The sequence below is a fragment of the Muribaculum gordoncarteri genome, assembly GCF_004803695.1.
Classification (GTDB): Bacteria; Bacteroidota; Bacteroidia; order Bacteroidales; family Muribaculaceae; genus Muribaculum; species Muribaculum gordoncarteri.
On the sequence record NZ_CP039393.1, the window covers coordinates 2,711,176 to 2,727,240 of the forward strand.

The window sequence follows — 16,065 nt, forward strand, 5'->3', positions numbered from 1 at the left end:
ATGAAATTCAATAAAATAGCATTATACGTAGCTGCGGTGCTCTCCTTCGGGGGAGCATCATGCAGCGACTACCTCGACAAGGAGGTTGACCTCACCCTGCAGGCCGATAACGTGTTCTCCGACTTCGATCGCACACGCGGATTCCTTGCAAAGATGTATGACAATTGCTTGCCCGACGCTTTCCGTGGCTATAGCGACACCCAGTTCCGCCTCTCGGGCGACTGTATGACCGACAACGCTGTCGACTACTGGGGTGTGGCTCGCTACCACTCGGTTATGGCCGATGCTTACGACGCCACCAACCACTGGTTTGCCAACGACTATTGGACTTCGCGTTATGCAGCTATCCGCTCATGCAACCAGTTCCTCACCAACGCTCGTCCCGACGTTATCGGTAACGCCGAGAAGCCCGGCGACGACAACCGCCTCTACGACCGTATGATTGCGGAGGCTCACATGCTCCGCGCCATCATGCACTTCGACCTCATCTGCTGGTTTGGCGACACCCCCATGGTGACCGACGACGAAAACGGCGCTCCCATCATCCTCACTCCTTCATCGGTGATTCCCGAGCGTATGCCCGCAGCCGATGCCTTGAAGTGGATTGCCGACGAGTGCGACAAGTACAAGGATGCTCTTCCCTTCCGCTATGCAAGCGAAAATGAAAACTGGGGTCGTGTAAACGGTGCTGCCGCTTACGCTCTCAAGGCCCGTGCGCTTCTCTATCGCGCATCGCCCCTCCACAACCCCGGCAACGATCAGGCCCGCTGGACCGAAGCAGCTAACGCAGCTCTCGACTTCATCAACGCCAACAATCGTCAGAGCAACCCCTACCGCCTCTACACTACTCCCGACAACGATCCGTCGAAGAACTACTATCAGTGCTTCACCACCAACCCCTCTCACAACAACGAGTACATCCTGAGCCGTTCGACCTGGAACACCCTCAACCTCGTGTTCTTCAACGCTCCTTGCGGATTCACCGGAGCCATCAGCGCAACCGGATACCTCAATCCCACTCAGAACCTCGTTGACGCTTACGAAACTGCCAACGGACTCCCCATCGACCAGGACCCCTCCTACGACGAGCAGAATCCCTACGTTAACCGTGACCCCCGTCTTACCCAGACAATCATCCACCACGGCATGATCTGGGGTGTGGGCAGCGAGGCCCGTCCCGTCGATGTTAACAACGACGAAGGCCGTGTTGGTGCCGACTACGCTCGTGGTAACGGCGGTACCGCCACCGGTTACTACTCGATGAAGTACACTCACAACATTCCTTGGGACGGTACCGTTAACTCGGTTCAGGTGGCTTGCCCCATCTTCCGTTACGCCGAGATTCTTCTTAACGCTGCCGAGGCCCTCAACGAGGCAGGTCGCACAAGCGAAGCCTACGACTACGTTGACCAGGTGCGTGCTCGCGTTAACATGCCTTCGCTCCGCTCTCGCGGACTCGACCAGTCGGCTCTCCGTGAGCGCATCCGCAACGAGCGCCGCATCGAGCTCTGCTTCGAGGATCACCGCTTCTTCGACGAGCGTCGCTGGAAGCTCTTCGACGAAAACCGCAACGCAGCTGCCGAGTCATCGCTTCCCCGCTACCGTCAGGTGTTCACTCTCTACGGTGTTGAAGTGCGCGAAAACACCAACACTACCTTCAACTACGGCACAAGCCGCGTCGATGGTCGCCGCACATTCAACAGCCCCAAGAACTACTTCTTCCCCATCCCCTACGATGAAGTGCGCAAGGCAGGTATCGTACAGAACCCCGGTTGGGAACTTTAATAATGTTAGCTTTAACACACTAATACTTTCAAGAACAAAATGAAACTAACCAAAATATTGCTATATAGCACATTGTCAGCAGTCGCCCTATTCATGGGCGCCTGCAACGACGATGACGACATAGTCTTTGTCGATGGCGAGAACGTGGCCGTGGCAATGCCCGAAGCTACCGAGGTAGGAGCTACCTACATTGCGCTCAGCACCAACTTCGACACTCGCGCCAATGCTGTCTACACCAACGCAGGCTACTGCTATAGCCTGAAGCCCAACCCCACCATCTACGGTACAGTAATCAAGGGCGAAGTCAACGACAACGTTGTCACTGCAACTCTCATGGACCTCGTGCCCAACACAACCTACTACGTTAAGGCCTTCGTGAGCGAATACAAAGGTCACGCCGTCTACTCTCAGGAATTTGAAGTAACCACTGCCGAAGGCACTATGGACGAGCAGCTCGCTTCCTATCGCGGCCCTCAGCACCCCGACTACTATGTCGACTTCGCTGGCTGGGATCAGCGCGACAAGTGGAACCTCGCCAACGTTCACGACCCCAGTGTTGTGAAAGCCGACGACGGTTACTACTACATGTATCAGACCGACGCTTCCTACGGTAACGCACACGTAGCGGGCGGACACTTCCACGCTCGCCGCTCCAAGGATCTCATCAACTGGGAATACCTCGGCGGAACAATGTCGGAACTTCCCGGATGGGTAATTCCCAAGCTCAACGAGATTCGTGAGGCTATGGGACTCCCCGCAGTTACTCCCAACGCTAACGATTTCGGTTACTGGGCTCCCGTGGTGCGCCGCGTCAACAACGGCCTCTACCGCATGTACTACTCTATCGTGTGCCCCGGCACCCTTAATGGCGACAACTCTTGGGGCGAACGCTCATTCATCGGTATGATGGAGAACAGCGATCCCGCCAACAACGACGATTGGGTCGACAAGGGATATGTAATCACCAACGCTTCCGACAAGGGTCTCAACTTCAACATCGCCCCCAACGACTGGGCCAACTGCTACTACAAGTGGAACGCCATCGACCCGGCCTACATCATCGCCGACAACGGTGAGCACTGGCTCATCTACGGTTCTTGGAACTCGGGTATCGCAGCAGTGCAGGTTGATGCCGCTACCGGAATGCCCTTAAACGCACTCGGCAACCCCTGGGGTGACGACGATGCCGCAATCGCCAACTACGGACAACTCATTGCAACCCGCCAGATGGGCAACCGCTGGCAGGCTTCCGAAGGTCCCGAAATCATCTATCGCGACGGCTACTACTACCTCTTCCTCGCTTACGACGCTCTCGATGTTGCCTATAACACTCGTGTCGTTCGCTCTACTTCAATCACAGGTCCCTACGTAGGCATCGACGGAACCGATGTCACCAACACCGGTGGCGATGCACTCCCCGTAGTAACCCATCCCTACAAGTTCAGCAACAGCAACGGCTGGGTAGGTATCGCCCACTGCGCTGTGTTCGATGACGGAAACGGCAACTGGTACTACGCTTCTCAGGGCCGACTCCCCGCAGGTGTCAACGGCAATGAGTTCAGCAACGCCCTAATGACAGGTCACGTGCGCAAGATTCGCTGGACCAACGACGGCTGGCCCCTCGTGATGCCCGAACGTTACGGAGCAGTGCCCGATGTTCCCATCACCACCGAGGAGCTTCTCGGAACTTGGGAGCACATCGACCTCAGCTACGCCTACGGTACTCAGAAGGAAGCCGCTCCCATGGTGCTGACCGCCGACCACAAGGTTGCTTCTGGTCCCTGGGAAGGCAGCGACTGGGAATACGATGCCGAGAATCAGATTCTCACAATCAACGGCGTGGAGCTATACATCCAGCGCGAGTGTGATTGGGAATCCGAGGAGAGAAAAGCCACAATCGTATATGCCGGTGTTACCGCCGACAAAACTTATTGGGGTAAAAAATCATAATAATCAATAGATACAATTTTTCTCCACTTTTAAAATCGTTTCAATTGAAAGAAAGCGTCGAGCCGCGGAGGCCCGGCGCTTTCGCCGTATAATAGATATTCAAGCTGTCAATGTCGTGTCACACCTGCTCGAGTGCCTGAGCTATGTCGGCTATCAGGTCGTCGGCATGCTCCGTTCCTATCGACACCCTCACTGTGCCGGGAGTTATTCCCTGCTCGGCGAGCTGCTCCTCGTTGAGCTGCGAATGTGTTGTCGATGCCGGATGTATCACAAGGCTCTTGGCATCGGCCACGTTGGCAAGCAGCGAGAATATTTCTAATGAGTCGATGAAGCGGTGAGCCGCCTCCTTTCCGCCGTCGAGTTCAAATGTGAATATCGAACCTCCTCCCTCGGGAAAATACCTTTTGTAAAGCTCATGGTCGGGATGCCCGGCAAGCATCGGGTGATTGACACGCTTCACCTTGGGATGTGAGGCAAGATACTCCACCACCTTGCGCGCATTTTCACTGTGACGCTCGACTCTCAGCGACAATGTTTCCACACCTTGCAGCAACAGGAAAGCATTAAAGGGGCTTATCGTAGCGCCGGTGTCACGCAACAGCACCGCACGCACACGCGTCACGAAGGCTGCCGCTCCGGCCGCATCGATGAAGCGCACACCGTGATACGACGGCTCGGGCTCGGTAAGCTGCGGAAACTTGCCCGAAGCCTTCCAATCAAATCGTCCCGAATCGACAATCACGCCGCCCAGCGATGTGCCGTGACCGCCCAAGAATTTGGTTGCCGAGTGAACCACTATGTCGGCGCCGAGCTCGATTGGCCTCACAAGATAGGGTGTGGCAAATGTGTTGTCGACAATAAGCGGGATGCCGTTACGGTGAGCCGCCTCCGCTACGGCCTCTATGTCGATGATGTTGGAATTCGGATTTCCGAGCGTTTCTATGAATATCGCCTTGGTCGCGGGAGTTATCGCCTTCTCGAAGTTGCCGACATCGCTCGGGTCGACAAATGTCGTCGTCACCCCATAGGAGGGCAGTGTGTGGTCGAGAAGATTGTAACTGCCTCCGTAGATTGTCTTGGCCGCCACAATGTGGTCGCCGCTGCGCGTTATGTTGAGCAGCGCGTAGGTTATTGCGGCGGCTCCGCTGGCCACAGCCAGTGCGGCAACACCGCCTTCAAGTGCGGCGATGCGCTTTTCAAGTACCTCCTGGGTGCTGTTGGTGAGCCGACCGTAGATGTTGCCTGCGTCCTGAAGGGCAAACCTCGCCTCGGCCTGCGCCGAATTTTCAAATACGTAGGATGTCGTCTGATATATCGGTACTGCGCGTGCGCCGGTTGATGAATCGGGTGTTTCCTGTCCCACATGAAGCTGAAGAGTTTCAAAGTGTAGTCTGTTTCTGTCTAAAGCCATTGTTGTATCAATTTTTAGTTGTTGTTTATGCTGCAAATTTACATGTGCCCGATTTTTTATTCAATAAAACCGCATTACTTTGGAATAAATGACTAATTTTGACCTCAAAACATTGAAATATGTTTCCTATGCCGCCCCGTCGGCCCGAAAAAACAGAATAAATCATCATGACACCCACCGAATCCATCGACAATGTCGACCTCGACATCCTTCGTGCATTGCAAAGTGACGCACGACTCACCGTGCGACAGATAGCCATGCGTGTTCACCGCTCTCCCACCCCGGTATTCGAGCGGCTCCGTCGCCTTGAGTCGCAAGGCTACATACGCCGTTATGTCACAGTCCTTGATGCCGACAAGCTCGGACAGGGATTTGTCGTGTTCTGTCAGGTGAAGCTGCGTCACATCAACCGTGACATCGCCAACGACTTCATGTCACGCATCCTGGCAATACCCGAGGTCACCGAGTGCTACAACGTGTCGGGAGCCTGCGACTATCTCCTCAAAATCTATGCGCCCTCCATGAGCGAATACCGTGACTTCCTCCTCAACAAGCTTGGCGCCATCGAGTCGCTCGGCTCGGTGGAGTCAACCTTCGTCATGTCGGAGGTGAAACACAACTACTCAATACCCATTTAGACCCTGCACCCCAATATTTGAACCGGCTCTAAATGAATGTGCATCTAAGTTAACAATTGCTATAAGCATCAACTTTGCCATAATCCGATGTGTTTACATAGCTGAAACTCTTAAAAACTCTCGATTATGGAACTGAATAAGGAAAACCTTTCAAAGCAGGCCGCTGAAATATCAAAGAACGCGGCCGATGTAAGTGTCGATGCGGCAAAAGTGAGTGCCGAAGCCGCTGCTGAAGCAACTAAGGATGCCGCCGCAGGTATCAAGGACGCTGCCGCCGACAAAATCAATGACGCAAAAGACGCTGCTGCCGATAAAATAAACGATATTAAGGACGCTGCCGCCGACAAGCTGGGCGACCTCAAGGATCAGGCTTCCGACAAGTTTGACGACCTGAAGGACAAAGCCGCCGACCTCACATCGCAGGCTGCCGACAAGCTCGGCGACCTCAAGGACCAGGTAGCTGAAAAGAGCGGAAACATTCTCGACCACGTGAAGGACATTGCCGCCAACGCACTCGACTCCACAGCCAACGCCGCCCACTCCCTCGCCGACAAGCTCAAAAACTAAACTTGTCACTTCGAGTTTTGAAAACAAATACAACGCTGTGTCATTAATTGATGGCACAGCGTTTTTCATCGGCACCCTCGCCGTTTTTCACAATAATTTCCACTGTTCATTTGTTATAGTAGTGATGGATGCTGTAAAAATATGGGGCAAGACCCTACGCGCCGCCATGCGGCTGAACGTGGTGAAAGTGTCACGAGCCGAGTTCCTTGAAAAAGAGCTCGGACACTACTGTGCGCCCGCGACAATCGAAAAAATAATCTCCGGCGAAGAAAAAACCTACAATCTCATCCCCATCGAAACACTTGACCACGTAGCCGCCGGTTGCATAAACTACCAGACTACCGTTGCCTGCTCTATTGCCGCCGTTGCCGGAGTGCCCGGTGGACTCGGACTCGCACTGGCCATTCCCGCCGACCTCGCGCAATTCTACGGCAACATCCTCGCCCTGAGCCAGAAGCTGATGTACATCTACGGTTGGCCCGACATCCGCGACAAAAAGGGTGAAATCGACGATGCGACCCTCCAGGTGCTCACACTATTCGTAGGCGTGGCCATGGGCTGCAAGGAGGCCGGCAAGGCCATCAACGCAATCCTCGCCAAACTATCCGACCAGCTCATCCGCAACATCCCCGAAAAACTCGTCACCCACAGCGCCTTCTACTCCGTCGTGCGACAAGTCGCATCATGGATAGGCATAAAAATATCAAAGGAAAGCCTCGCCAAAGGCATCGGCAAAGCCGTTCCCCTAATCGGTGCACCCATAAACGCCGGCATGACCTACTACACCTTCAAGCCCATGGCCAACCGCCTCAAGAAGCACCTCCGCTCCCAAGCATTAACGAATATTGGACAACTTGGTCTAAAACTTTGTTAAAAACGCCTTCCTTTTCACACAATTCTTAAAATCTCAGGATTTTTAGCTAAATTTGATAACACATTTAATAAATCACCATTAACTTAACCATATCATTACACAATGAACATCAAACATCTTTCAATGGGAGCCGTGGCGGTAGCCTTATCCGTGGCAGCCTCGGCACAGAAGCCCATGACAGCCCCTCAAGGCGGCAAGCAGATCAGCGACGAGCTGATTGGTATCTTCTTTGAGGACATCAGCTACTCGGCCGATGGCGGTTTGAACGCCAACCTGGTTCAGAACGGCTCTTTCGAGTACAGCCCAATGGTTCGCGACGGATGGGGACCCGGCACCTCTTGGCGCTTCCTCCGTCCCGGTCACTCAGCCGGCTACATCGTTGACGGTCATCAGAACCCCATCCATGCCAACAATCCCACCTATATGCGCATCTATGCCGAGCGCATCGGTCACTACGAAGATTACGACGGATGGACCGGCGTGGGCCTGATGAACAACGGCTTCAACGGCATGAACGTGAAGGCCGGTGAAAAGTATGACTTCAGCATCTTCATGCGCAATGTCAGCGGCAAGGCAAAGCCCGTGCGCATCGTATTGGCAACCCCCGGCCGCAAGCCCAAGGTACTCGCCGAAACCACCATCAATGTATATGACAAGGAGTGGCAGAAGTACACTGCCGTACTCACTCCCTCGGAGAACTGCCCCGATGCCGACCTGCAGATACTCATGCTTGAGAAAGGCGAGTTGGACATCGACATGGTTAGCCTCGTACCCCAGGACACCTACCACGGACATGGCATACGCAAGGATTTGGCCGAAGCTTTGGAAGGCCTGAATCCCCGCTTCATGCGCTTCCCCGGCGGTTGTGTGGTTCATGGCGGTGGCGACGGATTCTGGGACACCTATCGTTGGAAGACCACCGTCGGACCCAAGGAAACCCGCAAGTCACTCAAGAACACTTGGGGCTACAACCAGAGCATGGACATCGGTTACTTCGAGTATTTCCAGCTATGTGAGGACATGGGCATGCAGCCCCTTCCCATTCTGCCGTGCGGTGTAAGCTGTCAGGGCGTAAACGGTGGCTGGGGCATGAAGAACCAGGCCCAGGAAGTCGTTGCCATGGAGGATATGGACGAGTGGGTACAGGATGCCCTTGACCTCATCGAGTGGGCCAACGGCGATGTCAACACCAAGTGGGGTGCCGTTCGTGCCGCTGCAGGCCATCCCGAACCCTTCAACCTGAAGTATCTCGGCATCGGTAACGAAGAGAAAATCACCCCCGAATTTGCCGAGCGCTTCAAGTATATGTACAACAAGATAATGGAGAAGCATCCCGAAATTGTAATCGTGGGTACTGCCGGTCCCGGCTCACATCCCGGAAATCCCGACTACGAGAACTCTTGGAAGCTGGCTGAAGAAATCGGTCTTCCCATCATCGACGAGCACTACTACGATCCCCGTCAGCAGTACATCGATTCACGCCAGTACGACAGCGACTTCTACAAGGACAAGAAGTGCAAGGTATATCTCGGCGAATACAGCGTAAAGGACCACAGCCACGGCGAGAAGAACCAGTGGGGCGACGCCCTTGCCGAAGCCATCTACCTGCTGCATGTAGAGCGCAACGCCGACAAGGTAGTGATGACCTCCTACGCACCTCTGTTTGCCTACAAGCACAACACCAACTGGAACCCCAACCTGATTTACTTCGACAACGAGCGTCCCTTCCTCACCTGCAGCTACTACGTACAGCAGATGTTCGGACAGTCGAGCGGTCAGTACTTCTACGGCGACTGCGTGAAGTTTGCCGATGGCGACGACGAGTTCAAGAACCATCTCTTGGGACAGTCGGTGATTCTGAATGTCAACAAGCGCGAGCTCTATGTCAAGTTGGCCAACATGACCGATGCGCCCAAGTCGGTAAATATCGACCTGTCACGCTTCTCAGTTAAGCCCAACGCCGTCAAGACAATCCTGAGCGGCAACTTGGACGACGAGAACAACTACGACAAGCACCCCGTCAGCCCTGTAAAGGAAGATGTGAAGGTAAGCAAGAAAATGAACGTGGAAGTTCCCGCCCACAGCCTCATAATGTACACCATCAAGCTGTAACACCCCCACCAACCCATAAAAAGCGGGATGCACCGAGGTGCATCCCGCTTTTTATATATACCCGCCACCTACAGCACCTTATGCTCCCTCACACAACAAGTCGCATCATAGATAGACCTAAAAATATCAAATAAAAACATAAACAAATACATTCTCCTAATCATCCGCAGACATAAACCTACTACACCTTCAATCCGCACCCCACACGCCCGCAAAAACATCTCCGCTCCCAATACTCCTTAATCTTGTGAGCTTCGACATCTCTGCACCAATCCATCCGCCGATACTGATGCAACCCACAAGAGGTAGCCTCTTGATATATCACCTTAACCGCGGGTGAGCGAAGCGTCACCCGTGGATAGACAGCGTACCCACCCTACAACCCCTGCGGTTGCACTCCACGCACCCACATATCCCCACGCTTTCGCCCCGCGCAGCGCAGGGCGCACACCACACGCCAGCAGACCCCCGCGTTAGCGTAGAGCTGCGTTAGCTGCTCAATAATGTTAGGCCCGCGCAAGGTCGCCGTTAGGCGTCCGCAGCACGGGTATAAAAAAGCCATAAAAAAGAAAGAGGGCTGCGTTAGCTGCCCAATAAAACGCTCCACCCAATAACACCCAATTTAGCACTCACGTATATGCCGTCAGGCATTACATGTGTGAAACCGCGGGGAGCCCATAGGCCCAACCCATGCCCCGGCCGCACAGCCGCCCTACTTCCAAAATAGATAATGTATAAAAATCGCGCTGATCAGGTCGCGCTCGACGCCATAGTATATGCGTCATTATTAGGAATAAACGATACGCTAAGCTTATCTTACTTTTTACAATAAGTCCCCTCTGTCATATTTTAACGTAAAAAGATAAAAATCTCTTACCAAGAGATACTTTAGCTCCTCACTTGATTATATTCCAATAAATTAAGGATGTACAAAATCAACAATTTGATAAAACAGTATTAAAATCGAAAAATTTATTTATAATTTTTTTGGTGAAAATGTATTGTTTTCAAAAAAATAACTATCTTTGCGGCAGATTTAAGTATCTCTTGGTAAGAGATGCAAAAATTGATTTGACGATATTTAAGAGTTAACAGGCAATCGGAACTATCCGAAACAGGTTTTCGACAAGCATTTAAACGCTCTTGTCGTGTAAGGAAACGTACTATGAATACTATTTCTAAGGTGAAAAAGATTGTAAAGGGGATTGTAAAATTTACAAGAAGCATTTAGTTAAATATAGTAATTATTAATTGCCAATGAAAAAACATCGATTCATTACGTGGCTGACATTCCTCCTTGTTGGAATTGTAAGCCTTAGTGCGCAACAGTACTCTCTAAAGGGAGAAGTGCTGGACGAACTTGGGGACCCTCTGATAGGTGCTACCGTGAAAGTCAAGAGTGATCCTAATAATGGTGTTATGACCGACATCAACGGTCAGTTTGCCTTAAACGTGTCAAAAGGCGATGTCCTGCAGGTATCCTACATCGGATATGTCACTGTTGAACTGCCTATTACTGACCAAAACAACATCAAGATAGAGATGAAAGAGGACTCTCAGATTCTCGACGAGGTCGTTGTAGTTGGTTACGGCACAATGCGTAAGAAGGACCTTACAGGTTCTGTTGTGCAAATCAATCCTGAAAAAATTGCCGACACCAATCCCGGTTCGGTGCAAGACCTTCTTAGAGGTACTGCCGGTCTGCAGATTGGTTACGACGCATCGGCCAAGGGTCAGAGCGCTTCAATCCAGTTGCGCGGACAGAACTCCCTCGGTACCAATGCAAGCCCTATGATCGTCCTCGACGGTATGGCATTCTACGGCGAGCTTTCTGAAATCAATCCCGACGACATCGCTCAGATCGATGTTCTCAAGGATGCCTCTTCAGCCGCCATCTACGGTGCCAAGGCTGCCGCCGGTGTAATCATCATCACCACCAAGAAAGGTAAGGAAGGAAAGCCCGTGATCAACGTGAGCGCCAACCTCGCCGTAAACACCAAGTCGGCCTATCGCGACTTCTTCGACCGCACAAACTGGGAAACCTACCGTGAGGACTGGTACAAGATGTACTACACCTACGGAATCGGCGAAGACGGCCTCTACGGCTACTACAATGCACGCGACACCAAGGCCGAAGGCAAGCCCATCCTATATCCCAAAGGCTACTTCGACAATCCCTCTCGCCTGAGCGATGCCGAGCAATCAGCTTGGATGACCAACATCGGCGCAGCCGGTTTCGGTGCTGCTGCAGGTGAATCGGCATTGGAGCTCTACGCCCGCCGTATGTCTATGGACAACGCTCCCTTGATGATGTCCAACTTCCTCGCAGGCAACTACTACGACTGGAACGACGCCGTGTTCCGCACCGGTCTTAACCAGGACTACAATGCAAGCATCTCGGGTGCTTCGGAGCGCGTCAACTACTACATGTCTATCGGTTACATGAAAAATGAAGGTGTTGTGCGTGGTAACGACTACGACGCTTTCCGCGCAAGCTTGAAGTTGCACACTCAGGTTACCGACTGGCTCGAAGTAGGTGCACAGGTTAACTTCCAGAACCGTTCCGACGGCGACATGCAGGTATCGCTCGGCTCCAACTACTGGGACGCCAACATGCTCCGCAACTCTCCCTACGCAGGCATGTACACCGAGGACGGTAGCTACAACCAGTATCCTATGACAGGTTTTGCTGCCAACGGTGCCGGTTACAACTACTTCTTCGACAATCAGTACTACGACCTCGACCGCGGTTACACCGTGTTGAACTCAATCTTCAACGTGAAGGTCAACCTTCCCCTTGGATTCTCCTATCAGTTCAACATCACCCCGCGCATGCAGTGGTACCACGACTACTATCACATGTCGGCCGACCTCCCCGGAGCATCGCCCGCCGACCGAGGTGTTAACCGTAGCAACTCCAAGAACTTCGACTGGAACCTAAACAACACCCTTATCTGGGACCGCACAATCGCCGACATCCACCGCTTTACTGTAACTCTCGTTCAGGAAGCTGAGGACCACAAGTACTGGAGCGACAACATCTACGCCCGCAACATCACGCCCACCGATGTGCTCGGATTCCACTACACTGCCGGCGGCAACAAGGAACAAAGCTCCTTCAGCACCTACGACAGCCACTACACCGCAGCATCTTATCTCGGTCGCGTATTCTACAGCTACGACAACCGCTACATGATCACCGGTACATTCCGTCGCGACGGTTACTCGGGATTCGGTGCCAACCATCCTTGGGGTAACTTCGGTTCGGTTGGTCTTGGTTGGAACTTCTCCGAGGAAAAATTCATGGAGAATACCCGCGACTGGCTCGACAATGCCAAGCTGCGCCTCTCTTGGGGTACCAACGGTAACCGCGAGTTTGGCGATGTCTACAAGACCCTTGCCAACCTTACTCTCGGAAGCCCCATGGCCTACCTCGACAAGAGCGGAAAGCCCGTCATCGTCAACACCCTTTCTATGAGCCGACTCGGTGCTCCCGACCTCGTTTGGGAAAAGACTCACGCCTACAATGTCGGTCTTGACTTCTCGATTCTGAACTACCGACTCACCGGTAGCCTCGACTTCTACCACAAGATCACCAAGGACATGATCATGTCGCAGCGTCTGCCCTCGTTCACCGGATTCAGCTCTATCGCTGCCAACCTCGGTGAAGTGCAGAACACCGGTTTTGAGTTCTCGCTCAACTCGACCAACATCAAGAACCGCGACTTAGTGTGGAACACCTCTGTAGGCTTCTCCTACAACAAGAACCGCATCAAGCACCTCTACTACGACTACGACGAGAACGGTGTTGAGCGCGACGACACTTCCAACGGCTGGTACATCAACCATCCTATCGGTGAAATCTGGTACTACGAAACCGACGGCGTTTGGCAGAACACTCCCGAGGACATCGCTGCCGCCGCACTCGTAGGTCAGGTACCCGGTGATATCAAGGTTAAGAACAACTACACCGACGACGACAAGATCCTCGACGACGGAACCCGCATCCCCGTTTACAACGACAACGATAAGGTTTACCTCGGCACTACCGCTCCTCCCATCTACTGGAACATGCGCAACGAGTTCACCCTCTGGAACGACCTTACAATCTCCTTCTCGCTCTACTCCTACATGGGCCACAAGAGCCTTGCAGGATACTGGCTCAACAGCGACAACGGAGGTTCGGTTGTCACCAACGGTTTCAACGTGCCCGCCAAGAAGTACTGGACTCCCGACAATCCCACCAACGACTACGGTCGTCTTGAGGCAAAGGGTCCCAACACCGGTCTTTCAGGAGGCGTAAGCAAGCTCTACAACCGCAACTTCGTTCGTCTTGACAACATAACTGTCGGATACACAATTCCTCAGAAGTGGACTCGCCAGTGGGCTATCGAGAAACTCCGCATCACTGCAAGCTGCAACAACGTTTGCACAATCTCAGGATGGGAGTATGGCGACCCCGAAACAGGCGGTCTTGCAACCCGTAAGTTCAACTTCGGCCTTAACATCACACTTTAATCCCGACTACAGTAACTTAGATAAACATTTTATCAATAAAACAACAACATGAAATTCATAAACAACAACATAATCAAGTGCTTGGCCGGTGTCGCCTCATTGACTGCGCTTGCCGGTTGCTCCGACTCATTCCTGGAGCAGGACCCCCTGTCGTTCTATGAGCCCACGACAACCTACAACACCGAGGCCGGACTTAAGTCGGCGCTCGCCCGCTGCGACTTGTCCTACAAGGAAATGCTCATGGACGGTAACGGCAACATGCTCCCCATCGCATCCACCTATTTCATGTCCGATATAGGCCTGTATGCCAAGACCGATGCCGGCGGCGGTATAATGGACGATATCGCCAACAAGATTACACCCACCTCCGGTATGGCAACTCACGGCGACTCCAACTCAATGATTGGATTCTACAACCGCTCTTGCGACGGTATCAAGTATGCCAACACCGTGTTGACCTACATCGACGGTGTAACATCGCTCGACGAGGTAACTCGCGACGCCTACAAGGGCCGCGCCTACTTCCACCGCGCCTACAAGTACTATCACATGGTGCTCCTCTTTGGCGACATACCCTTGATCACCAAAATCATCCAGGTGCCCAAGCAGAACTACAAGTCGACCAGCAAGCAGGCCATCTTCGAGATGCTTGTTCACGACCTCGAGTTTGCCGTGAAGCATGTGCCCTCGATGAAGGATATGCCCAACTACGGCGAGGTAAACCAGGAAGCTTGTATGCAGCTCCTCATTAAGTGCTACCTCACTGTAGGTGAATACGCCAAGGCCGAAGCCATGGCAACCGACCTCATCGAGAACCACGGACTCGCCCTCATGGAGCAGCCCTTCGGTACATTCGTGCCCTCAGGCAACCCCAACACTTGGGAAGTATCGCGTAACGTAGTTTGGGACCTCCATCGCGGTGAAAACGTGGCAATCCCCGCCAACACCGAAACCATCCTCCCCATCCTCAACTTCAACGCCCAGAACTTCACCTACTATCCCACAATGCGCGCCACCGAAGTACACTGGTCCAACGGCGACATCCTCGACCCCCACGGACTCGGTTCGCCCACCTACAACTTCGCACGCAACCGCTCCGAGTATGACGACAATCTCGACTGGCTCCGCGTGCTCGGCCGTGGCATCGGTTGCTTCCGCACATCCAAGTACTACAACCGCGAGTTGTGGATGTACGACGGCGAGCTCGACGAGCAGGACCTCCGTCACAACCGTCAGATGGGTAACTGGGTTGAAATGACCGACATCCGCTACAACCGTCCCAACTCCGACTTCAAGGGCGAGAACATGCGCCTCTACGCCGATGAGGACTACTACAACGACAAGGGCGAGCTCGTTGTCGCTGCAGGTCAGCTCCTTTGCAAGGACACAATCCGCAGCTGGTATCCCATTCCCTTGTATAAGATCTATGTCCTCGACCAGAGCGCATCAGGCAACATGGGAGCCGACCAGTTCAACGGTGCCACCAAAGGTGCCAACTGCTCTAATGGCAACATGTACCTCTTCCGCCTTGCCGAAACCTACCTCCTCCGCGCCGAAGCACGCTTCTATCAGGGCAACGCCTCAGGAGCAGCTCAGGATGTAAACAAGGTGCGCGCACGCGCCAACGCCAAGAAGATGTTCACCACCGTGACAATCGGCGACATCCTCGACGAACGCGCTCGCGAGCTCTATCTCGAAGAGTGGCGCCAGCCCGAAATGACCCGTATCTCATGGTGTCTTGCACGCAGTGGCCAGCCCGACGAATGGGGCGAAACCTACGACCTCAACACTTGGGACAAGCAGAGCGGCACCGACCTTTCGGGAGGTAGCTACTGGTTCAAGCGCTGCACACGCTACAGCCTCTTCAACCATGGCCAGATTGTGTCAAAGGTAATCCTCAACTACCAGCTCGACAAGCGCAACCTCTTCTGGCCCGTTCCCAACTCCGTGATCACTGCCAACTTCGGAGCGCCCCTCCGTCAGAACTACGGTTACGACGGATACGACGAATCAGTTGAAATGTGGACCAACTGGGAAGACGCAGTCGCCGACGAAGACGTAGTATAAACACCCACTCTCCAACACCCTACCGGCGGGGACGGCCAATCGGCCGCCCCCGCCTCCTTTTTCCCACCCTCGCTCCCACTCCCCGCAACCCTGCATTATGTCGAAGGCATTACATGTACTTAACCGCGGGTTGGCCGCAGGCC

General features: G+C 53.4%; 9 protein-coding genes. 8 read left to right on the top strand and 1 reads right to left on the bottom strand.

Features of this window, described 5'->3' with window-relative positions:
* Both E7746_RS11900 and E7746_RS11905 read left to right on the top strand, forming a co-directional pair.
* The gene (locus E7746_RS11900) at nucleotides 1–1,785 is read left to right on the top strand and encodes a RagB/SusD family nutrient uptake outer membrane protein (protein WP_136410939.1); all 1,785 of its coding nucleotides are present in this window, start codon (nucleotides 1–3) and stop codon (nucleotides 1,783–1,785) included.
* 39 nt (nucleotides 1,786–1,824) lie between these two features.
* Nucleotides 1,825–3,735 (top strand): arabinan endo-1,5-alpha-L-arabinosidase, encoded by a 1,911-nt coding sequence (locus E7746_RS11905; protein ID WP_136410940.1) that lies wholly within the window; start codon nucleotides 1,825–1,827, stop codon nucleotides 3,733–3,735.
* A 118-nt stretch (nucleotides 3,736–3,853) separates the two neighbouring features.
* Here E7746_RS11905 and E7746_RS11910 read toward each other — a convergent pair whose 3' ends face one another.
* The gene (locus tag E7746_RS11910) at nucleotides 3,854–5,146 is read right to left on the bottom strand and encodes an O-acetylhomoserine aminocarboxypropyltransferase/cysteine synthase family protein (protein WP_135946621.1); all 1,293 of its coding nucleotides are present in this window, start codon (nucleotides 5,144–5,146) and stop codon (nucleotides 3,854–3,856) included.
* A 167-nt stretch (nucleotides 5,147–5,313) separates the two neighbouring features.
* On the opposite strand from E7746_RS11910, the gene E7746_RS11915 reads away from it, so the two are divergent.
* The 6 genes from E7746_RS11915 (at nucleotide 5,314) to E7746_RS11940 (ending at nucleotide 15,922) form a co-directional block, all read left to right on the top strand.
* A complete protein-coding gene (locus tag E7746_RS11915; protein ID WP_136410941.1) occupies nucleotides 5,314–5,784 on the top strand; it encodes an Lrp/AsnC family transcriptional regulator in 471 nt (156 codons plus the stop codon).
* A 126-nt stretch (nucleotides 5,785–5,910) separates the two neighbouring features.
* Nucleotides 5,911–6,351 (top strand): YtxH domain-containing protein, encoded by a 441-nt coding sequence (locus E7746_RS11920; protein WP_136410942.1) that lies wholly within the window; start codon nucleotides 5,911–5,913, stop codon nucleotides 6,349–6,351.
* A 37-nt stretch (nucleotides 6,352–6,388) separates the two neighbouring features.
* The gene (locus E7746_RS11925; RefSeq protein WP_136410943.1) at nucleotides 6,389–7,225 is read left to right on the top strand and encodes a hypothetical protein; all 837 of its coding nucleotides are present in this window, start codon (nucleotides 6,389–6,391) and stop codon (nucleotides 7,223–7,225) included.
* 102 nt (nucleotides 7,226–7,327) lie between these two features.
* Nucleotides 7,328–9,337, top strand: coding sequence for an alpha-L-arabinofuranosidase C-terminal domain-containing protein (locus E7746_RS11930; protein WP_136410944.1), 2,010 nt, complete (start codon nucleotides 7,328–7,330; stop codon nucleotides 9,335–9,337).
* Nucleotides 9,338–10,594: 1,257 nt separating this feature from the next.
* A complete protein-coding gene (locus E7746_RS11935) occupies nucleotides 10,595–13,855 on the top strand; it encodes a SusC/RagA family TonB-linked outer membrane protein (protein WP_136410945.1) in 3,261 nt (1,086 codons plus the stop codon).
* A 48-nt stretch (nucleotides 13,856–13,903) separates the two neighbouring features.
* Complete coding sequence (locus E7746_RS11940; protein ID WP_135946615.1) at nucleotides 13,904–15,922, top strand: RagB/SusD family nutrient uptake outer membrane protein; 2,019 nt, start codon at nucleotides 13,904–13,906, stop codon at nucleotides 15,920–15,922.
* Nucleotides 15,923–16,065: the final 143 nt, after the last annotated feature.

Bases quoted from the DNA above. Each gene is read 5' to 3' on its own strand.
- E7746_RS11920 (WP_136410942.1), top strand. From the start codon at position 5,911: ATGGAACTGAATAAGGAAAACCTTTCAAAGCAGGCCGCTGAAATATCA.
- E7746_RS11910 (WP_135946621.1), bottom strand. From the start codon at position 5,146: ATGGCTTTAGACAGAAACAGACTACACTTTGAAACTCTTCAGCTTCAT.
- E7746_RS11900 (WP_136410939.1), top strand. From the start codon at position 1: ATGAAATTCAATAAAATAGCATTATACGTAGCTGCGGTGCTCTCCTTC.
- E7746_RS11930 (WP_136410944.1), top strand. From the start codon at position 7,328: ATGAACATCAAACATCTTTCAATGGGAGCCGTGGCGGTAGCCTTATCC.
- E7746_RS11935 (WP_136410945.1), top strand. From the start codon at position 10,595: ATGAAAAAACATCGATTCATTACGTGGCTGACATTCCTCCTTGTTGGA.
- E7746_RS11940 (WP_135946615.1), top strand. From the start codon at position 13,904: ATGAAATTCATAAACAACAACATAATCAAGTGCTTGGCCGGTGTCGCC.
- E7746_RS11905 (WP_136410940.1), top strand. From the start codon at position 1,825: ATGAAACTAACCAAAATATTGCTATATAGCACATTGTCAGCAGTCGCC.
- E7746_RS11915 (WP_136410941.1), top strand. From the start codon at position 5,314: ATGACACCCACCGAATCCATCGACAATGTCGACCTCGACATCCTTCGT.